This is a genomic window from Gordonia paraffinivorans, from assembly GCF_900683595.1.
Taxonomy (GTDB): Bacteria; Actinomycetota; Actinomycetes; order Mycobacteriales; family Mycobacteriaceae; genus Gordonia; species Gordonia paraffinivorans.
In genome coordinates, this window is the sequence record NZ_CAACYD010000005.1 from 533,503 (window position 1) to 553,066 (window position 19,564).

At 68.4% G+C, this 19,564-nt stretch carries 17 protein-coding genes, 6 tRNA genes and 1 pseudogene; 11 read left to right on the forward strand and 13 right to left on the reverse strand.

All coding sequences use genetic code 11. The annotated features are described in order from the left end of the window. Positions 1-66: 66 nt before the first annotated feature. From pdxS to E1P53_RS04580, 9 genes and pseudogenes are all read right to left on the reverse strand, one after another. A complete protein-coding gene (gene pdxS, locus E1P53_RS04540; protein WP_109238458.1) occupies positions 67-978 on the reverse strand; it encodes a pyridoxal 5'-phosphate synthase lyase subunit PdxS in 912 nt (303 codons plus the stop codon). Between the two features lie 288 nt (positions 979-1,266). After that, positions 1,267-1,359: pseudogene (locus E1P53_RS21110) on the reverse strand (NUDIX hydrolase); the annotation flags it as partial. 302 nt (positions 1,360-1,661) lie between these two features. After that, complete coding sequence (locus E1P53_RS04550; RefSeq protein WP_040526337.1) at positions 1,662-2,786, reverse strand: glycosyltransferase family 4 protein; 1,125 nt, start codon at positions 2,784-2,786, stop codon at positions 1,662-1,664. Further along, positions 2,783-3,706 carry a phosphatidylinositol mannoside acyltransferase gene (locus tag E1P53_RS04555; protein ID WP_109238460.1) on the reverse strand — a complete coding sequence of 308 codons (924 nt, stop codon included), beginning with the start codon at positions 3,704-3,706 and terminating at the stop codon, positions 2,783-2,785. Before E1P53_RS04555 ends, E1P53_RS04550 begins: the two co-directional genes overlap by 4 nt. After that, positions 3,703-4,365 (reverse strand): phosphatidylinositol phosphate synthase, encoded by a 663-nt coding sequence (pgsA, locus tag E1P53_RS04560; protein ID WP_109238461.1) that lies wholly within the window; start codon positions 4,363-4,365, stop codon positions 3,703-3,705. The genes E1P53_RS04555 and pgsA overlap by 4 nt, the downstream gene beginning before the upstream one ends. Before the next feature lie 18 nt (positions 4,366-4,383). Then, positions 4,384-4,932: an ATP adenylyltransferase gene (locus E1P53_RS04565; RefSeq protein WP_131733587.1), complete on the reverse strand. Its 549-nt coding sequence runs from the start codon at positions 4,930-4,932 to the stop codon at positions 4,384-4,386. After that, positions 4,925-6,997, reverse strand: a complete 2,073-nt coding sequence (gene thrS, locus E1P53_RS04570) for a threonine--tRNA ligase (RefSeq protein WP_109238462.1) — start codon at positions 6,995-6,997, stop codon at positions 4,925-4,927. Before thrS ends, E1P53_RS04565 begins: the two co-directional genes overlap by 8 nt. Positions 6,998-7,105: 108 nt before the next feature. Further along, complete coding sequence (locus E1P53_RS04575; protein WP_131733588.1) at positions 7,106-7,576, reverse strand: TIGR02611 family protein; 471 nt, start codon at positions 7,574-7,576, stop codon at positions 7,106-7,108. 131 nt (positions 7,577-7,707) lie between these two features. Next, positions 7,708-7,782, reverse strand: a tRNA-Val gene (locus E1P53_RS04580). 252 nt (positions 7,783-8,034) lie between these two features. Here E1P53_RS04580 and E1P53_RS04585 point away from each other — a divergent pair. From E1P53_RS04585 to E1P53_RS04620, 8 genes are all read left to right on the forward strand, one after another. Beyond that, positions 8,035-8,107 (forward strand) — tRNA-Gly (locus E1P53_RS04585). Positions 8,108-8,129: 22 nt separating this feature from the next. Beyond that, positions 8,130-8,203 (forward strand) — tRNA-Cys (locus E1P53_RS04590). Between the two features lie 22 nt (positions 8,204-8,225). Then, a tRNA-Val gene (locus E1P53_RS04595) sits at positions 8,226-8,300 on the forward strand. Positions 8,301-8,673: 373 nt separating this feature from the next. Next, positions 8,674-8,746 (forward strand) — tRNA-Gly (locus E1P53_RS04600). A gap of 40 nt (positions 8,747-8,786) precedes the next feature. Beyond that, positions 8,787-8,861, forward strand: a tRNA-Val gene (locus E1P53_RS04605). 401 nt (positions 8,862-9,262) lie between these two features. After that, a complete protein-coding gene (locus E1P53_RS04610) occupies positions 9,263-9,913 on the forward strand; it encodes a hypothetical protein (protein ID WP_131733589.1) in 651 nt (216 codons plus the stop codon). 87 nt (positions 9,914-10,000) lie between these two features. After that, the gene (locus E1P53_RS04615) at positions 10,001-10,879 is read left to right on the forward strand and encodes an ABC transporter ATP-binding protein (RefSeq protein WP_131733590.1); all 879 of its coding nucleotides are present in this window, start codon (positions 10,001-10,003) and stop codon (positions 10,877-10,879) included. A gap of 9 nt (positions 10,880-10,888) precedes the next feature. Continuing rightward, the gene (locus E1P53_RS04620) at positions 10,889-12,031 is read left to right on the forward strand and encodes an efflux permease Rv1217c-related protein (protein WP_131733591.1); all 1,143 of its coding nucleotides are present in this window, start codon (positions 10,889-10,891) and stop codon (positions 12,029-12,031) included. Positions 12,032-12,076: 45 nt separating this feature from the next. Here the strand turns inward: E1P53_RS04620 and E1P53_RS04625 are convergent, their stop codons facing one another. From E1P53_RS04625 to E1P53_RS04640, 4 genes are read right to left on the reverse strand one after another with little or no spacing between them, the layout of a single operon-like run. Continuing rightward, a complete protein-coding gene (locus E1P53_RS04625) occupies positions 12,077-13,186 on the reverse strand; it encodes a CaiB/BaiF CoA transferase family protein (protein ID WP_006899125.1) in 1,110 nt (369 codons plus the stop codon). Next, positions 13,183-13,824, reverse strand: a complete 642-nt coding sequence (locus E1P53_RS04630; RefSeq protein WP_006899126.1) for a TetR/AcrR family transcriptional regulator — start codon at positions 13,822-13,824, stop codon at positions 13,183-13,185. The genes E1P53_RS04625 and E1P53_RS04630 overlap by 4 nt, the downstream gene beginning before the upstream one ends. Further along, complete coding sequence (locus E1P53_RS04635) at positions 13,805-15,412, reverse strand: class I adenylate-forming enzyme family protein (protein ID WP_131733592.1); 1,608 nt, start codon at positions 15,410-15,412, stop codon at positions 13,805-13,807. The genes E1P53_RS04630 and E1P53_RS04635 overlap by 20 nt, the downstream gene beginning before the upstream one ends. Further along, positions 15,409-16,047, reverse strand: coding sequence for a nitroreductase family protein (locus tag E1P53_RS04640; RefSeq protein WP_006899128.1), 639 nt, complete (start codon positions 16,045-16,047; stop codon positions 15,409-15,411). Before E1P53_RS04640 ends, E1P53_RS04635 begins: the two co-directional genes overlap by 4 nt. A gap of 134 nt (positions 16,048-16,181) precedes the next feature. On the opposite strand from E1P53_RS04640, the gene E1P53_RS04645 reads away from it, so the two are divergent. From E1P53_RS04645 to E1P53_RS04655, 3 genes are read left to right on the forward strand one after another with little or no spacing between them, the layout of a single operon-like run. Continuing rightward, positions 16,182-18,137 (forward strand): flavin-containing monooxygenase, encoded by a 1,956-nt coding sequence (locus E1P53_RS04645; protein ID WP_131733593.1) that lies wholly within the window; start codon positions 16,182-16,184, stop codon positions 18,135-18,137. Beyond that, complete coding sequence (locus tag E1P53_RS04650) at positions 18,134-18,976, forward strand: sulfurtransferase (protein ID WP_131733594.1); 843 nt, start codon at positions 18,134-18,136, stop codon at positions 18,974-18,976. The genes E1P53_RS04645 and E1P53_RS04650 overlap by 4 nt, the downstream gene beginning before the upstream one ends. Continuing rightward, positions 18,973-19,536, forward strand: coding sequence for a GNAT family N-acetyltransferase (locus tag E1P53_RS04655; RefSeq protein WP_230823466.1), 564 nt, complete (start codon positions 18,973-18,975; stop codon positions 19,534-19,536). The genes E1P53_RS04650 and E1P53_RS04655 overlap by 4 nt, the downstream gene beginning before the upstream one ends. Positions 19,537-19,564: the final 28 nt, after the last annotated feature.

Consider the following 19,564-nt stretch of genomic DNA (forward strand, 5'->3'; position numbering starts at 1 on the left):
GGATCGCGAGTCCTGCCGAGGGTTCGGTCGCAGGCGTGTCGGCCGGGGGCGTCTCCGACGGAAAGATCACCAGCCGCGCTCGGCCAGTCGGTGCGGCTGCGGGATCTCGTCGACGTTGATGCCGACCATCGCCTCGCCGAGGCCGCGCGACACCTTGGCCAGCACGTCCGGGTCGTCGTAGAAGGTGGTGGCCTGCACGATGGCGGCTGCGCGCTGGGCGGGGTTGCCGGACTTGAAGATGCCCGATCCGACGAACACGCCCTCGGCGCCGAGCTGCATCATCATCGCGGCGTCGGCCGGGGTGGCGATGCCGCCGGCGGTGAACAGCGTGACCGGGAGCTTGCCCGCCTCGGCGACCTCGGCGACGAGCTCGTAGGGCGCCTGCAGCTCCTTCGCCGCGACGTACAGCTCGTCCTTCGGAAGCGAGGTCAGCCGACGGATCTCGTCGCGGATCTTGCGCATGTGCGTGGTCGCGTTGGACACGTCACCGGTGCCGGCCTCGCCCTTCGAACGGATCATCGCCGCGCCCTCGGTGATGCGACGCAGCGCCTCGCCCAGGTTGGTCGCACCGCAGACGAACGGCACGGTGAACGCCCACTTGTCGATGTGATTGGCGTAGTCGGCCGGGGTCAGCACCTCCGACTCGTCGATGTAGTCGACGCCGAGGCTCTGCAGGATCTGCGCCTCGACGAAGTGGCCGATGCGGGCCTTGGCCATCACCGGGATCGAGACGGCGTTGATGATGCCGTCGATCATGTCCGGGTCGCTCATCCGCGAGACGCCGCCCTGGGCGCGGATGTCGGCGGGCACCCGCTCGAGAGCCATCACGGCCACCGCGCCGGCATCCTCGGCGATCTTCGCCTGCTCGGGGGTGACCACGTCCATGATCACGCCGCCCTTGAGCATCTCGGCCATGCCCCGCTTGACACGGGCGGTGCCCTGGCCGACCTCGGGAACGGTCGCGCCGTCTTGACTCACTGATTTCTCCTCGTGTCCACGACCGCTCTCATCGCGATCTGGTGTCAGATGTCAGGTCGATCTCACCGCGCCGCGGGCGGTGACGCAGGTTCCGCGACGGTTGTGCGATCAGTCTAGGTGAGCACCGGTTTCTCCCCGGTGGCAGGGATCACCCCGACCGCGTCACTTCTGCCGTTCGGGTGTGACTCGTTCGATGATCTCGAAATACGTCGGCAGCGGCGCGCGGCCGCCCAACCGCAGCCATCGGACCAGGCGGCGTTCCCCGAGCGCACGGGTGTCGCGCACCGCGTCGTTGTAGAAGCGGCGCGCCATCATCACCCGCGTCTCCGCGTCGGCGAGCTCGACGACCAGCGCCTGCGACCGCTGGTGCGCGCCGGTGCGCGCCAACCCCACCGACAGCGCGTTCTCCGCGTCCTCCCGGGTCTCCGGCGCGGCGCGCTCGGCGCGATCGGCGAGCGCCGCCAGGTCGCGCGCGGCCGCCTTCTCGTCGTCGGTGGTCGCCGCCGCGTCCATCTCGGCGGCGATGGCTCGCACCACGACGGCCCGGCGGTCGAGGCTCGACTCCAGGGACTTGCGGGCGAGGTCGACGCGGACGTTGAGCCGGTCGAGGCGGTTGGCGGTGTGATACGCCCAGCCGGCGAGCGCGAGGACGGCGACGACCGCCAGGACGATCCAGGCGGCCATCAGTCCGACACCACCACCGGGCCGGCGCCGACGGTCACCGTGTCGTAGACGCGCAGGATCTGGTCGGCGACCCGGGACCAGTCGTACTTGTCGGCCCGGATGCGTCCGCGGGCGACGAGCTGCTCGCGCGCCTCGTCGTCGGAGAGGAGCTCGATGATCCCCCGGGCGAGCTGTTCGGGGGATCCGGTCTCCACCAGCCGGCCGGCCCGGCCGTCGTCGAGCACACGCCGGAAGGCGTTGAGCGAGCTGGCGATGACCGCGGCACCGGCCGCCATGGCCTCGACGAGGACGATGCCGAAGCTCTCGCCGCCCAGGTTGGGTGCGCAATAGACGTCGGCCGAGGCGAGCGCGCGCGCCTTGGTCGCGTCGTCGACCTGCCCGAGGAACACCAGATGATCGGCCAGGGTCCCGGCGCGCCGGCGCAGTGCCGCCTGGTTGCCTCCGCCGACGACGAGGACCCGGATGTCGGGGAATCGCTCGACGACCGACGGCAGTGCGCGCATGAGGATGTCGATGCCCTTGCGCGGCTCGTCGAACCGGCCCAGGAACAGCACGGTCTTGCCCGGGTGCGGATAGCCCTCGAGCGGTTTGGCATTGGCGAAGCTCGCCACGTTGATCCCGTTGGGGATCTCCACCGCATCCGACCCCAGCGACTCCATCTGCCAGCGACGGGCTAGCTCGCTCACCGCGATCTTGCCCGCGATGCGTTCGTGGTAGGGACGCAGGATCCCCTGGAAAGCGCTGAGCCACAAGGACTTCGACGTCGAGGTGTGGAAGGTGGTGACGATCGGCCCGGATGCCACCATCAGCGAGAGCATGGAGATCGACGGAGAGTTGGGCTCGTGGACGTGCAGCACGTCGAAGCCGTTCTCGGCGATCCAGCGCCGAAGTCGCAGATAACCCTTCGGGCTGAAGTTCACGCGCGAGACCGAGCCGTTGTACGGGATGGCCAGCGCCGGTCCGGCGCGCACGACGTACTCCGGCAGCGCCGTGCCGCGCGACGCCGGCGCCAGGACGCTGACCTCGTGACCACGGTCGATGAAGACGTCGGCGAGTTCGGTGACGTGCGCCTGCACGCCGCCCGGGACGTCGAACGAATACGGGCAGATCATGCCGATCCTCATGCCGCTCCCCCGGTGTCGTTCATCCGTGCCTTCTGCCGGTCGGTCCAGTCCGCCTCCCACAGCGGCTGCAGCATGTGCCAGTCGGCCGGGTGGGCGGCGATGTTCTCCGCGAACGCGTCGGCGAGTTTCTGCGTGGTCTCCTCGACGCCGCCGGAGGTGTCGATCTCCTCGCCGCAGCACATCGCCGAATACGGTGCCTCGTCGAACCAGTGGTGGACCGCGAACAATGCTGCCCCGGTCTCGATCGCGAGTCGAGCCGAGCCGGCCGGCATGCGGGTGCGTTCGCCGAAGAACTCGACCGGCACACCGTGTCGGTTGATGTCGCGCTCGCCCAGCAGGCACACGATCCCGCCCGCGCGCAGGCGCTCGGCGAGAGCGGCGAACGGCGGCTGCTCGCCACCGCTGAGCGGGAAGATCTCGAAGCCGAGCGTCTCCCGGTAGGCGACGAACTGGTTGAACAGCGACTCCGGCCTGAGTCGTTCGGCGACGGTCGCGAACCGGCCGTAGTGGTGCACCAGCCACACCCCGGCCATGTCCCAGTTGCCGGTGTGCGGCAACGCCAGGATCACCCCCTTGCCCTTGGCGAGGCCGGCGTCCAGACGTGCCCGGTCCTCGTCCGGCACATGGACCCTCGACGACGCGGTGGCCCGATCCTGCGCGGGCAGGCGGAACGCCTCGCACCAGTAGCGCGCATAGGACCGCATCGCGTCTGCGACCAGGTCGTCGGGAACCTCGGCGGGCTCGACGCCCAGCACGCGGGACAGGTTGCGCCGCAGCTGCTCCGGACCGCCGTCGCGACGGCCGGCGAACTCGCCGGCGCGGTCGAAGACCGTCCGCGCCACGCGTTCGGGCGCGTGGCGTACCGCCGCCCATCCGGCGCGGTAGCCCAGATCTGCGGTGAGAGCGGACAGGTCGATCATCCGGCGTCGGGCGTGTCGGTGTCGGGTTCGGGCTCGGTCTTGAGCGGGATCAGGTCGCGGGCGCCGGGCGAGCGCGAGATCGACCACATCCGCTGGCCGACGGTGATCACGCTGCCGACCGCCAACAGCCACATGGCGACATGGACGGCCCACCAGACGCCGAGGCCGGTGAATCCGGTGCCGACCAGCACGATGATCAACCGGTCGGGTCGTTCGATGAGTCCGCCGTCGCCATACAGTCCACTGGCCTCCGCCCGCGCCTTCGCGTACGAGATGACCTGCGAGGTCACCAGGCAGATCAGGGTCGCGACCAGCAGGATGTGGTGCGGCTCGGTCACCGTGCACCACCACACCAGGCCGGCGAAGATCGCGCCGTCGGCGATGCGGTCGCACGTGGCGTCCAGCACGGCCCCGAACCGCGTGCCGCCGCCACGGGCCCGGGCCATGGCGCCGTCGAGCATGTCGAACATGACGAACAGCCAGATGACCAGGGTGCCCCAGAACAGGTACCCCATCGGGAACAGCGTCAGCGCGGCCGCGACGGTCGCCAGCGTCCCGATGACGGTCATGATGTCGGGGGTGAGCCCGGTCCGGATCAGGGCGCGTCCCATCGGCAGCGTGACCTTGGAGACCGACGCCCGTCCCAGAATGCTCAGCATGGGTGAGCTCCTTCCCCGTCAGTCATCGAGGCGCTGCCACGCCTCGGCGAGCAACGCGCGCGTGTCGCGCAACAGCTGCGGCATCACCTTGGTCTCGCCGACGATGGTGATGAAGTTCGCGTCGCCCATCCAGCGCGGGACGATGTGCTGGTGCAGATGCTCCGAGAGCGAACCGCCCGCGGCGTAGCCGAGGTTGAGACCCACGTTGAAGGCGTTCGGGTTCGACACCGCCTTGATGGTGCGGATCATCTTCTGCGTGAACGCAATCAGCTCGGAGGCCTCCTCGGGGGTGAGATCCTCGAGGTCGGCGACCTGGCGATAGGGCACGATCATCGTGTGGCCCGGGTTGTACGGGTACAGGTTGAGCACCGCGTACACGTGCTCCCCGCGCGCCACGATCAGACCGTCCTCGTCGGACATCCGGGGGATGTCGAGGAACGGGTGACCGCTCTTATCGGCCGGCTTGGTGTCGGCGATGTAGGTCATGCGGTGTGGGCTCCACAGCCGCTCGAGCCGATCACCCACACCCACGCCCTGGTCGCGGATCTCGCCCGACGACTCAGCCATCGACGACCCCCGCGGACAGCCGCGACTCGATGAGCTCGGCGGTCGGCGACTCGTTGCGGCGGCTGCCGACCCACTCGGTGATCGCCGCGATCGCCTGACCGACCGGCACCCCGTTGACCTGGGTGCCGTCGCGGAACCGGAAGCTCACCGCGTGCGCCTCGACGTCGCGCTCACCGGCGAGGAGCATGAACGGCACCTTGCCGGTGGTGTGGTTGCGGATCTTCTTCTGCATGCGGTCGTCGGAGTGGTCGACCTCGGCGCGGATGCCCGCGGCCCGCAACGCGTCGACGACGCCCTGCAGATGATCGGCGAAGGCCTCGGCGACCGGGATGCCCACCACCTGGACCGGCGACAGCCAGGCCGGGAAGGCACCGGCGTAGTGCTCGGTGAGGACGCCGAAGAACCGCTCGATCGACCCGAACAGCGCGCGGTGGATCATCACCGGACGCTGCTTGGTGCCGTCCGGCGCGGTGTACTCGAGCTCGAAGCGTTCCGGCAGGTTGAAGTCGAGCTGAATCGTCGACATCTGCCAGGTGCGGCCGAGCGCATCCTTGGCCTGCACCGAGATCTTGGGGCCGTAGAACGCGGCGCCGCCCGGATCGGGCACGAGGTCGAGACCGGAGGCCTGCGCGACCTCGGCGAGGGTGGCGGTCGCCTCTTCCCAGACCTCGTCGGAACCGACGAACTTCTTGGGGTCCTTCGTCGACAGCTCGAGGTAGAAGTCGTCGAGGCCGTAATCCTTGAGCAGGCCGAGCACGAAGTTCAGGATCGAGGTCAGCTCGTCCCGCATCTGCTCCCGGGTGCAGTATATGTGCGCGTCGTCCTGGGTCATGCCGCGCACGCGGGTGAGGCCGTGGACCACGCCGGACTTCTCGTACCGGTACACCGAGCCGAACTCGAACATGCGCAGCGGCAGCTCCCGGTACGACCGGCCGCGCGACCGGAAGATCAGGTTGTGCATCGGGCAGTTCATCGGCTTCAGGTAGTAGTCCTGCCCGGGCTTGCGCACCTCGCCGTTCTCGTCGTACTCGGCGTCGACGTGCATGGGCGGGAACATGCCGTCGCGGTACCAGTCGAGGTGTCCCGACACCTCGTACAGGTGGCCCTTGGTGATGTGCGGGGTGTTCACGAACTCGTAGCCCGCCGCCACGTGCCGCGCCCGCGAGTAGTCCTCCATCTCCTTGCGGATGATCCCGCCCTTGGGATGGAACACCGGCAGGCCCGAACCGAGCTCGTCCGGGAAGCTGAACAGGTCGAGCTCGGACCCGAGCTTGCGATGGTCGCGCTTTTCCGCCTCCGCGAGCATCTCGAGATAGGTGTCGAGGGCCTCCGAGGACTCCCACGCGGTGCCGTAGACACGCTGCAGGTCGGCGTTGTCCTGATCACCGCGCCAGTAGGCGGCCGACGACCGGGTCAGCTTGAACGCCGCGATGTACTTGGTCGTCGGCACGTGCGGGCCGCGGCACAGGTCGCACCAGATGCGCTCGCCGGTACGCGGGTTGAGGTTGTCGTAGACCGACAGCTCCGCGCCGCCGACCTCCATGACCTCCGCGTCGTCGGCGGCGCCCTTGTCGTCGATCAGCTCGAGCTTGAACGGCTCGCCCGCCAGTTCGGCGCGCGCCTCGTCCTTGGACTCGTAGACACGGCGTGAGAAGCGCTGCCCCGACTTGATGATCTGCTTCATCTTCTTCTCGAGGGCCTTGAGGTCCTCGGGCGTGAAGGGTTCGGCGACCTGGAAGTCGTAGTAGAAGCCGTCCTTGATGGGCGGGCCGATGCCGAGCTTGGCTTCGGGGAACAGATCCTGCACCGCCTGCGCGAGGACGTGGGCGCACGAGTGCCGGATGACGCTGCGGCCGTCCTCGGTGTTCGCCGCGACCGGCTCGACGTCGGTGTCCTCGGTGGGAGCCCACGACAGGTCACGCAGGTTGCCCTCGGGGTCGCGCACGACGACGATCGCCTCGGGACCCTTGTTGGGCAGGTCGTGCTCTCGCATTGCGGTGCCCGCGGTCGTCCCAGCCGGCACACGGATCGTGGCTGGGCTGGTCACCTGGACGTCGTCGGGCACGGGGGCGCTCCTTGAGTGGGGTTCGGACACGCGAGAGCGCGTCCGGATCGGACGGTTGCGTCTCCGATGGTATCCGCGCGGCCCGACGACCGACGGAACCCCTCCGGATCAGGAGAAGATCGGACTCGCGAGCCACCCGAGATGGTCGAGGTCGACCCAGCCGGCAACCGTGTAGATCGCGTTCAGCAACCACAGCGTCACCAGGACCACCGCGCACGTCCCTATCCAGAAGATCGACTGCACCGACCAGTGCTGCCGGGAGATCCAGTCCATCCACCGGTCGTACTGTCGCCGCACGAAGGTGAGCAGCCCGTGCGCCCAGGCGAACTCGGAGGCGAGGATGCCGAGTCCGAGGAAGACGATCAGCCACCCGGGACCCGGATATGGGATGGCGACGATGCCGCAGGCGAGGACGACCGTGCCGACGACGGCGACCGCGACGCGATAGACGGGATACCACCGGGGGCTCGACCGCACGATGTATCGGCGATGACGCGCGTGCACACGAACGCGATGCCACCGGGAGCGCGACGGCCTCGTATCGCCCGCTCGTGAGGTGTCCGTCGGAGATGTCGCCATGTCCCCACCCCGGAATCGGTCATCTGATCGGTTGACGCTCAGGCTACGCGAGGGGAACGGGGTCGTCCGCGTAAGAGACCGCCACATGCAAAAACCCCGCCGGCGTCACCGACGGGGTTTCATGCTTGTGATGGTGGTCCCGGCTGGGATCGAACCAGCGACCTCCCCGGTGTGAACGGGACGCTCTTCCACTGAGCCACGGGACCGTGTTCGTCGCGCCGCCTCGCGGTGGGCGCGTCGTGCACGAGCCAGAAGGTTACACGCCTTGCCCCGAGTTCCCAAATCGCCCACGTGCGCCACGTCACAGCCGCCCGTTTCGGACCCTCTGAGGAATCACAACCTGGGAATTTGCGTCACTGCACCCCGCCTGACCTGCCGATTTGTAAAGTTCGGAAGGCATCGCGTAAGTTTCTCTTCGCACCGCGAGCAGCACGATCCACAAGATCGCTCGTGGGCATGCGGATGTAGCGCAGCTGGTAGCGCATCACCTTGCCAAGGTGAGGGTCGCGGGTTCGAATCCCGTCATCCGCTCGGCGCGAGTCGACTCGCATCTGGTGGTGTGGCCGAGTGGTGAGGCAACGGCCTGCAAAGCCGTGTACACGGGTTCGATTCCCGTCGCCACCTCCACACCATAATTTCACAAGGTCTCGCGCGATTAGCTCAGTGGGAGAGCGCTTCCCTGACACGGAAGAGGTCACTGGTTCAATCCCAGTATCGCGCACCACTGTTCGATCAGTCAGCCCCGGGTCTTCGGCTCGGGGCTTTACTGTGTCCTCGGGGCTTTACTGCGTCTACGACCCCGGCCTTGTCTGTTCGCCCGACCTTGTCTGCGCCCCGCCCTTGTCTTCGCCCCGCCTTCGAGGGCCCCTCACCCAGCACTCGCGCCGACAGGGCCGGCCCCGAGAACGGACACTCCCGGTTCCGTACACCCCACACCCCCCGAGCGCCACGAAAGCATCGTGCGCGAAAGCCGGCGGCGGTCAGCTCACCCAGTCCGCTACGACCGTCCCACCAGCGGAATTGTGAAAACCGGGACCCGTCGCGTATGTTTCTCTTCGCACTGCGAGCAGACGGTCCACAAGATCGCTCGCAGACATGCGGATGTAGCGCAGCTGGTAGCGCATCACCTTGCCAAGGTGAGGGTCGCGGGTTCGAATCCCGTCATCCGCTCGGTGAGACCCGCGAGACGCGGTCACTTCCAAGGAGACCCGCGCGATTAGCTCAGTGGGAGAGCGCTTCCCTGACACGGAAGAGGTCACAAGTTCAATCCTTGTATCGCGCACCACATCAACGAAAAAGCCCCGGCCGACGGCCGGGGCTTTTTCGTGTCCGCGACCGATCGGTCCACCTCTTTGAGCCAACGCCTCCAGGGCCGGCGCGCCTTGGAACCCGACACCCCCGGACACCGCGCGAGCCACGCCGAAGAATCATCTCCATAACAACCAAGAGCGAGCAGGGTGTCTGTTTTGCCGCCTTTGCTCCCAACGCGAAGAACGGCATCTCTGCCGCAAAACCGCAGGTAGAGGCGATGTGCAGTGGAACAGTTGTTCAAGTCGATCGTTTGATACGCGAAAAGTACGTGTCAGTAACGACAACTCGATGCCATGTAGCGCGGATCACAAATTGGTCAATTGACCGTTACCTAGCGTCGCCTGCGGGGTCGGGGAGAAACCAACGGAGTGATACATGGGGAACAAGAAAACAGTCATGGCCGGTCTCGCGGCTCTCGCCGCCGCCGGCATGGGGCTCTCGGTGGCGCCCGGCGTCGCTCAAGCCGCCGATGAGGGACAGCGCACCGGACCGGTCCAGTTCTGGGCCGAGGACCTGGGAGACTGCAAGGTCAAGTTCACGCTGTACAACGAGACCAACATCACCAGCTACACCGTCGACTACATCATCGACGACACCCAGAGTGAGCTGCGTACCACGTCGGCAGCTCCCTTCCCCTACGGCCGGATCGCAGGGAACACCATCGCCGACTCCCCGGCATGGCCCGACGACATCCCGACGATGGGCCAGAACGAGCCTGGGAACATCTGGATGGTGAAGGACCGCACGCCCGGTAAGACGGCGACCTACGTCAAGGATCTGAAGAACCTCACCGACAACTACAACCCGCCGCTGCCGAACCCGGACGCGGCGACCCACAAGATCAGCTACCGCATGGTCCTCGGCCCGGCCGGGAACCTCGGCGACGGCGGTCCCGAGTGGATCGGTGACCGCCAGTGGCACCACATGACGGTCACCGGCTGCGCAGCAGAAGACGGCGGCGACAACGGCAGCGGCGACAACGGCGGCGACGTCGGCGGCGGCTCGCTCGGCGGCCTCTTCGGCTAGCGACCACCGACCCCGCGCGGTGCCCCGGTCGCGAGGAGTGACTTTCGCCCTCGCGACCGGGGCATTCGTGCGTCCTAGGCTGGGTCCATGACGGCGATCTCGATCTCCGGGCTGGTCAAGACCTTCGGCCGGTTCCGGGCGCTCGACGAGCTGGACCTGGTCGTCGAGGAGGGCGAGGTTCACGGATTCCTCGGGCCGAACGGCTCGGGCAAGACCACCGCGATCCGTGTCCTGCTCGGGCTGATGCGCGCCGATTCGGGCGTGGTCCGCGTCCTGGGGCATGATCCCTGGCGCGACAACATCACCCTGCACGGCCGGATCGCCTATGTCCCGGGCGAGGTGAACCTCTGGCCCGGGGTCACCGGCGGCGAGGTCATCGACCTCATGTGCAGTCTTCGTGGCAAGCCGGATCGGCGCCGCCGGGACGAACTGATCGAGCGCTTCGAACTCGATCCCAGGAAGAAGTCACGGGCGTACTCGAAGGGCAACCGGCAGAAGGTCGCGCTGATCGCGACGCTGGCCTCCGATGCCGAACTCCTCCTCCTCGACGAGCCGACATCGGGTCTGGATCCGTTGAAGGAGGCCGAGTTCCAGCGCTGCATCGACGAGGAACGCCGACGCGGCCGCACGTTCCTGCTGTCGAGCCACATCCTCGCGCAGGTCGAGGCACTGTGCGACCGGGTGACCCTCATCCGAGCGGGCCGGACCGTCGACAGCGGATCATTGTCGGAGCTACGCCATCTGGGTCGGCTGGAGATCGTCGCCGAATCGGACGGCGACGCCTCATCTCTCGGCACGATCGACGGCGTGCACGATCTGGTCACCGACGGCAACCGCGTCCGGTGTTCGGTCGACTCGGCCGCGCTCGACGCGGTGGTCGGTGAACTCGCCCGCCTCGGCGTCCGCGACCTAACCAGTACGCCGCCGACGCTCGAAGACATCTTCCTCCGGCACTACGAGATCTGAGGCCGGCGGATGTCCGGGATCAGGTCGGTCGACGTCATCGGATTCCGAACCCTCCTCCGGTTCCACCTCAGACGTGAGCTCGTGGCACTGGTCTGCTGGGTCGGTGGCACCGCGGCGCTCATCGGGGTCCAGTCCGTCGCCAGCCAGAGCTTCTACGACACACCGGAAGAACTCGCCGCGCTGAGGGAGACGATCGGCGCCAACCCCGCGGTACTGGCATTCGCCGGCCCCGTCGAACTGCTCGAGAACATCGGCGGCGAGATCGTCTTCCAGGTCTTCGGGTACGCCGCTGTCGTCGTGGCGCTCATGTCGATGTTGCTGGTGGGCCGACTCACCCGCACCGACGAGGAGACCGGCCGAACCGAACTCATCCGATCTGCCCGCGTCGGGCGTGCCGCCCCGGTCGCGACCGCACTGGCACTCGCCGGCGTCGCGAATCTCGCCGTGGCCGTGGCGGTGGCGGTCACCGCGATCGCCACCGGGCTCCCCGTCGGCGGCTCGGTGTTGACCGGCGTCGCCCTCGCCGGCGTCGGGTGCGTCTTCGCCGCGTTCCTGCCCGGTGGTGCCGCCGACGCGGTCAACTCCTATCTCGCGCTGACCCTCATGATCACCGCGCTGCTGGCGGCGGCGCACGGGGTGAACGGTGCCCTGCGGGCGCGGCGCGAGGAGACCTCCGACCGCGTCGAACTCGTCGTCGCGGCGAGGACGGACCGGCTCGCCTGGTTCGCCGGTCACGTCGCGATGGCCGTCGGCGGCGCCACCGTCGTGATGCTGATCGGCGCAGCCGGCGAAGGGCTCGCCCACGCTCTCGCATCCGACGACCCCGGCCAGATCCCGCGGCTGGTGGCCGCGTCGACGGTGTACCTGCCGGGGATCTGGCTGATGGTCGGGGTCGCGGTCGCGGGGATGGGCCTGCTCCCCCGCCTCGCCGCCGCACTCGCGTGGACGTACGTCGCGTACTGTGTCGTCACCGAGGTCCTCGGCGAGTCCTTCCGGCTCCCGGACCGGATGCTCCTCGCCTCACCGTTCCGGCATCTGCCGCAGGCACCCCTCGACGCCGTGACACCGGGCGGCATCATCGTGGTCACGCTGTGCGCCGTCATCGCCCTCGCGGCCGGATTCGTCGGGCTGACCCGACGCGATCTCGGCTGAGTCGGCCCCACACGCCGGTCTCGCCGAGGTTCTGCCCGGTATCGACTACGAGACGGCGTCGACGCTCCCGGCCGACCACTCGGAAAGGACCTCCGTGAGGTCGACGGCGGACGCCGGCGCCGGAACGGGCAGCGGCGTCCTGGAGAAGCGGGGAGCCGGCGCCGCCTGGACCATTCCGTCGACCTCGACGTGGCTTCCTCGTCTGACGGCGTCGTGATCGGCGACCGCCTCGTCGAGGTCGAGAACCGGTGTGAGACAGGCGTCGACACCGTCGAACGCGGTGACCCAGTCGTCGCGCGTCCGGCCGGCAAACCGCGCCGAGAGCGCCTCGCCGATGACCGGCCAGTGCGCTCGATCCCAGCGGTCGGGCAGGTCGGCGAGGCCCAACACCCCGATCAGGTTGCGCCAGAACGTCTCCTCGAGCGCCCCGACGGCGACGAACCGACCATCCGCACAGCGATAGGTGCGGTAGAAGGGCGCCGTGCCGTCGAGCAGGTTGCCTCGCTCGCGAGACACCCAGCGCCCGGCGGCCTTCCACGACCACTGCAGTTGCGCGAGCAGACCGACCCCGTCGACCATGGCCGCGTCGACGACCTGACCTCGCCCGGTGCGCTCTCGGTCGTGTAACGCCGCGAGCACCCCGACCACGAGCAGCATCGATCCCCCGCCGAAGTCGCCCACGAGGGACAGCGGCGGCACCGGCGGCGAGCCGATCGGCCCCATCGCCTCGAGGACGCCGGTGACCGCCAGATAGTTGATGTCGTGCCCGGCGGTCCGCGCCCGATCCCCCTCTTGGCCCCATCCGGTCATCCGCGCGTAGATGAGTCGCGGTGCAACGTCGCAGATCTCGGGTCCGAGACCGAGGCGCTCCATGACCCCGGGCCGGAAGCCCTCGATGACGATGTCGGCCCGGGTGATGAGTTCACGGACCCGGGACACGTCCTCGGGGTCCTTCAGGTCGGCCTCGACGCTGCGACGCGACCGGTACAGCGCCGCATCGGCACCGGCGATCCCGTCCGGGCCGGACGGCTCCGCGCCGGGGCGCCGGATGCGCGTGACGTCGGCGCCGAGATCTGCCAGCAGCATCGCCGCGTGCGGCGTGGGTCCGAGCCCGGGCATCTCCACGACCCGCACGCCGGTCAGTGGACCGCTCATGAGCCGGGATCGTGGTGCAGGACACCCCGGATCGTGAAATCGACGTAGTCGGCCACCAACTGGTCGACGTCGTGGTCGTCGCGCAGCCACCAACTGATGCCGTTCATCAGGTCCAGCACGGCGACCGCGGACCGGTACGGATCGCGGGTGGTGAAGACCCCGAGACGCGTGCCCGCCTCGATGACGTCGCGGATACGCCGCTGGTAGTACTTGCGGTAGTCGGTGACCACGCGGCGATGCTCGGGCGTGAGCGCGTTGAGTTCGCGCAGGGCCACGAGGTGTTCGACCCGGTGACGGGCCAGGCGTCGGACATGCGCCTCGACGAGGGCCGTGAGGCGCTGCGCCGGACCGCCGTCCCCGTCGAGCAGCAGCAGATCCTCCTGCGGGTCCTGCGTCATACGCAGGGCGATTGCGTAGAGGATCTCCTCCTTCGAGTGGAAGTGGTTGTAGAGACTCGCGCCCCGCATGCCGACAGCCTCGGCGATGTCGCGCATGCCGGCGTTGGCGTAGCCATGCTCGGCGAAATATCGCGCGGCGGCCTCGACGATCTCGTCCCGACGCGTCCGTGGACGCTCATGCGTCGCAGTCGGTTTCCCGACCCCGGGCTCGGTCACCTCGTCAGCCCTGACCGGTTCCATAGGCTCTCCTCAGCTCGCGTTTGAGCAGTTTGCCCTGGGCGTCGGTCGGCAGTTCGTCGACGATGTGGACCGACTTGGGCACCTTGTACGAGGCAAGTTCATCACGGCAATGATCGCGGAGTCCCTCGGCGGTCGCCGTCGCGCCGTCGCGCAGCACGACGAAACCCGTGACGACCTCCGACCAGTACGGGTCCGGCAGGCCCACGACCGCGGCGCGCTCGACGTCGGGGTGGGCCTGCAGCACACGCTCGACCTCCTGCGACGCCACGTTGAACCCGCCGGTCTTGATCATGTCCTTGCGACGGTCGCGGAAGAACATGTTGCCGTCGGCGTCGATGCGCACGATGTCGCCGGTGTGCACCCAGCCGCCCTCGAGGACCTGCGCCGTGCGCTCCGGGTCCTTGAAGTAGCCGAGCATCACCGACGGTGTGCGGCAGAGCAGTTCACCTTCCTCGGCCTCGTCGCCGTTGGCATCGACGACCTTCACCTCGAGGTGGCCGACCGGCTTTCCGATCCAGGTGGGGTCCTGGTCGGGGACGTCCTCGAGTCGTTTGAACCAACCGACCGAGCCGAGCTGGGTGAGCTCGGACTGGCCCCAGTAGGTGCCCCACACCGATTCCGGGGTGGCGGCCGCCCAGGCGTCGACCGCATGCGGCGACACCTGGCCGCCGTAGGTGAGGCAGCGGCGGACCGTGCCGACGGTGTCCGGGCCGAAATCAGGATGGTTGGCCAGCGCGATGAAGAAGGTGGGGGTCTGGGCGAGGACCGTGATCTTCTCGTCGCGGATCATGCGCAGCGACGTCGCCGGGTCGACGGCGGCGGGCAGCACCAGCGTCGCGCCGAGGAGCGTCAGCGAGGTCAGCGACCCGATGCCGGCGATCGTGTGAAACGGCATCACATAGAGCCACACGTCGTCGTTCTGGCAGCGCAGGCCCCACGTGTAGGCGGGGGCGGTGGAGATCAGGTAGTTGCGATGAGCGATCTGCACACCTTTGGGCGTGGCCTCGGTCCCGCTGGTGTAGACGACCATCGCCAAGTCGTGTTCGTCGACCTCGCAGTCGGGTTCGGCGTCGTCGGCGCGCCCGACGAGAGTGTCGAACGAGTTCCACGCACCGGTCCCCGGCTCCCCGACCACCAGCACCGAGATCCCCAACCCGTCGGCGACAGGACCCGCGAGCGGCGCGAGATCGCGCTCGACGACGAGCACGGCGGGCTCGAGATGGCCGAGCTGCTGGGCGATCTCGCGCTCCCGGAACATCGGACTCACGCCGGAGTAGGCGGCGCCGACCTTGAGCGCGCCGTAGTAGGTCGCGACGGTCTCGACCCGGTTGCGGCTCATCACCGCCACGCGGTCCCCGCGCCCGACCCCGAGGTCGAGCAGGACGTGGGCGACGCGGTTCGCCATCGAATCGAGCTCCGCGTACGTCGTCGGCACCCGACCGCCATCGGCGTCGTAGGCGATGATCGCGGGCTTGGAGCCCTGCGAGCGGGACAGGCGGCGCAGCTGGTCACCGATGGTCGCGCGTCCCAGCGGTGAGGTCTGGATGCCGGTGAGGGCCCGGCCCCCGGTCACGGCGGAGGCGCTCATGCGAACATCCGGTTGTCGAAACTGTCGAGGAAGGCGATCTCCTCCACCGGGCTGCGGCTGAGCTTGCGCGGGAAGCCGTCCCGCGGGTACCCGACCGCGATGTGGGCCGCAGTGATGTACTCGTCCGGGATCCCCAGCAACTGTCTGACCTCGTTCTCCGAGGCGCACAGCAGCGTCGTGAGCGCGGTGGCCACGCCCTGCTGGCGGAGAGCGAGGGTCAGGTTCTGCACGCTCGGGTAGATCGACGCCCCGCCCACGACGCTGAGCCGGCCGAGCTCGTGGTCGGTGGGATGGAGTCCCTCCATCTCGGCACAGACGACGACGAGTGCCGGCACCTCGGCGAGGTGGTGGGCGAAGTAGTTCGCGCTCTCGACCGTCTTCGGGATCGCCCCAACCTTCTTCGACCCCTCGACGACGGCGCCGTAGTAGGCCTCCCAGTACGGCAGGTAGAGGTCGGCGAGTTGCTTCTTTTTCGTGTCGTCGCGCACCACGACCCATCGGACGGGCTGGCGGTTGCCGCCCTGCGGGCCGAAGCGCGCATCGTCGAAAGCTCGGTAGAAGACCTCGTCCTCGACCGGCTTGTCGCTGAAGTAGCGGCACGTGCCCGTCGTGCGCATTGCCTCGCTGAGTTCCATCTCTCCTCCAAGATCACTAACCGTTGTTAGTATGACTCAGGCCACACTTACATACGGGCACTCGGGAGTCAACCGATCTTCGCGAGGTAATCCAGGCCTTGACGCCAGCGGACTAACAGTGGTTAGTTCCAACCATGAGTTCCGTTCCCCTGGACACGGCCAACCGACCCAGCACCGACGAGATCGCGACCGCGGTGGCCGCCGGCAATATCCCGACGCTGCTGGCCGTGCTGGTGGAGATGACCGGCGACCGACGCTGGCTGATCGACCGCTACCGACCCACCCGGAGCCGCGGGATGGACGACAACGCCACCGGCGGACTGCCGGCCGACGTCCAGGACGAGATCCGGCGCGCGGTCGTCGACGCGCTCGAGGACTGGTACGACCGGGGCGCTCCCCCGCGTCGGCCCGTCGACGACGAGCTCGTCGCGACGCTGATGAACTTCACCGCCGGTGAGGACGTTCCCGCCGAGTTCGGTCCGATGATGGCCGAGATCGTCCGCGGCGACCTGCGCGAGAAGCACCTGCAGCGCGTTCCGGACGAGCTCTCGACCGCCATCACCGCGCTGGTCATCGGTGCAGGCGTCGCCGGCATGCTCATCTCCACCCAGCTCGCCGAGGCGGGGATCGAGCACACCGTGCTGGAGAAGAACGACGAGGTCGGGGGCTCCTGGTATGAGAACCACTACCCCGGCGCCGGAGTCGACACCCCCAGCTATCTCTACTCGATCTCGTCCTTCGACCATGACTGGTCGACGCACTTCGGCAAGCGCGACGAGGTCCAGGGCTACCTACAGGCCTTCGCCGACCACCACCGGGTGCGCGACCGCATCCGCTTCGGGACCGAGGTGGTCTCGGCCGCCTACGATCCCGCGACCCAGCACTGGAATGTGCACGTCCGCGACCGCGACGGCCGTGAGCACACCCTGACCTCCCGCATCCTCATCAGCGCCGTCGGAATCCTCAACCGCCCCAAGCTCCCCGACCTGCCCGGCATGGACACGTTCACCGGTCCGCTCTTCCACTCGGCCGCGTGGCCGGAGCACCTCGACGAACCCGGGGCGCTCACCGGCAAGCGCGTGGCCATCGTCGGGTCGGGGGCCAGCGCCATGCAGATCGGGCCGGCCATCGCCGACGAGGTCGGCTCGCTGACGGTCTTCCAGCGCTCGCCCCAGTGGATCGCCCCCAACGACGACTACTTCGCCCCCGTCGGCGACCGGGTGCACTGGCTGATGAACAACGTGCCCGGCTACCGCGAGTGGTACCGCGCGCGGCTGTCGTGGATCTTCAACGACAAGGTGCACCCGACCCTGCAGATCGATCCCGACTGGCCCGAGCCCACCGCGTCGATCAACGCCGTCAACCACGGCCACCGGGAGTTCTACCTGCGCTACATGCGCTCGGAGCTCGGCGACCGCGAGGACCTCATCGAACTGTCGACCCCCGACTACCCGCCCTTCGGGAAGCGGATGCTGTTGGACAACGGGTGGTTTCGCATGTTGCGCCGCCCGAACGTCTCGCTGGTCCCGCGCGGGGTCCGGGAGGTCACGCCCACCGGCCTCATCGACTCCGACGGCACCGCACACGAACTCGACATCATCGTCTTCGCCACGGGGTTCCACAGCGACCGCTACCTCTACCCGATGGACATCGTGGGACGCAGCGGGAAGACGACGGTCGAGGCCTGGGGCGACCACGACGCCTACGCCTACCTCGGGATCACCGCCCCGGACTTCCCCAACCTGTTCATCCTCACCGGCCCCAACACCGCACTCGGCCACGGCGGCAGCTTCATCAGCATCCTCGAATACCAGGTCCGCTATGTCTGCGACGCGATCCGGCAGATGATCGACCACCGTCTGGGCGCACTGGAGGTGCGCCGGGACGTCACCGACGCGTACAACGAGGCCGTCGACGCCCAGCACGCGCGGATGGTCTGGACGCATCCGGCGATGACCAACTGGTATCGAAACGACGACGGCCGGGTGGTCGCGGTGCTCCCTTGGCGGATCGTCGACTACTGGTCCCGGACCCGCCGCCTGGACCTGTCCGACTTCCACACCGAGCCGCTGACTACCGTGAAGGCATGACCTCCATCCCGCTGATCTCCGCCTCCGACCTCGCCGGTCGTCTCGACGAGCCGAACCTCAGGATCGTCGATGCCACGGTCCACCTGAGCTTCGACGCCGACGGCGCCCACGTCGAGTCCGGCCTCGAGACCTACCGCCAGGGCCACATCCCGGGTGCGGTGTTCATCGACCAGATCACCGGGCTCACCGATCCGGAGGGCGAGGCGCCGTTCGCCGCCGCCACATCGGAGAAGTTCGCCGGGACCGTCGGCGCGGCCGGCATCGGCAATGATTCGACGGTGGTCGTGTACGACACCGTCAACGGGATCTGGGCGACGCGCCTGTGGTGGCAGTTCGGCCTCGAGGGCTTCGACGACGTCCTCGTGCTCGACGGCGGGTACGCAGCCTGGACCCGCGCCGGGCTGCCCACGGAGACCGGTGAGTCCACCTATCCCGCAACGACCTTCACACCCCACCGGCGTCCGGAGCGCGTCGTGTCGACCGACGACGTCGTCGCGGCGACCCGCGACGACTCGGTGCTGTTGATCAACGCGCTCGACCGCGAGTCCTACGCTGCGGGCCACATCCCGAGCAGCGTCAACGTCCCGTTCCCCGAACTCGTCGACGAGAACGGGCAGCTGCGGTCCCTCGACGAGCTCCGGGAACTGTTCGCCGCGGCCGGCGCGCTCGACGCCTCGGTCCGCCCGGTCACCTATTGCGGCGGCGGGATCGCCGCCACCGCAGCGGCTTTCGCACTCCGGGCCCTCGGACGCGACGACGTCGCGATCTACGACGGCTCGATGAACGCCTGGACCGCCGATCCCGCCCGGCCGCTCACCACGGGGGACGCACCGGAGTGACGACGACGCACCCGCCGGTGATGGTGGAGACCGTCACCGACCCGGATCTGGCCGCGCCGGTCGCCGAGGTGGCCGGCGCGACCTTCCCGCTCGCCTGCCCGCCGCACTCCGATCCCGGCGACATCGCCGCGTTCATCGCGGCGAACCTGGGAGAGAAGAACTTTCGCGCCCACATCGCCGATCCCGATGCGGACGTCCTCGTCGCGCGCGAGGGGACGGACGGTCCGATCATCGGCTACGCCCTCGTGCTGCACGCTGAACCGACGCATCCCGATGTCGCCGCAGTGGTGACGCAGCGGCCGGTGAGCGAGATCTCCAAGATGTACGTTGCGCCCGAGCATCATTCGCGTCCCGGCGACACCCCGTCGCACGTGTTGATGCGCGCCGCCGTCGACCGCGCGCGCGAGCGCGACAGCGTCCTGGCGTGGCTGGGCGTCAACCAGCTCAATGTCCGGGCCCAGCGCTTCTACGTCAAGATGGGATTCACCCGCGCCGGGGTGAAGACGTTCACGCTCGGCGACAGCGTCGAACACGACTACGTGTACACGCTGCCGCTCTGAGGCGGATGCGCCGGTGCGCCTGTCCCGA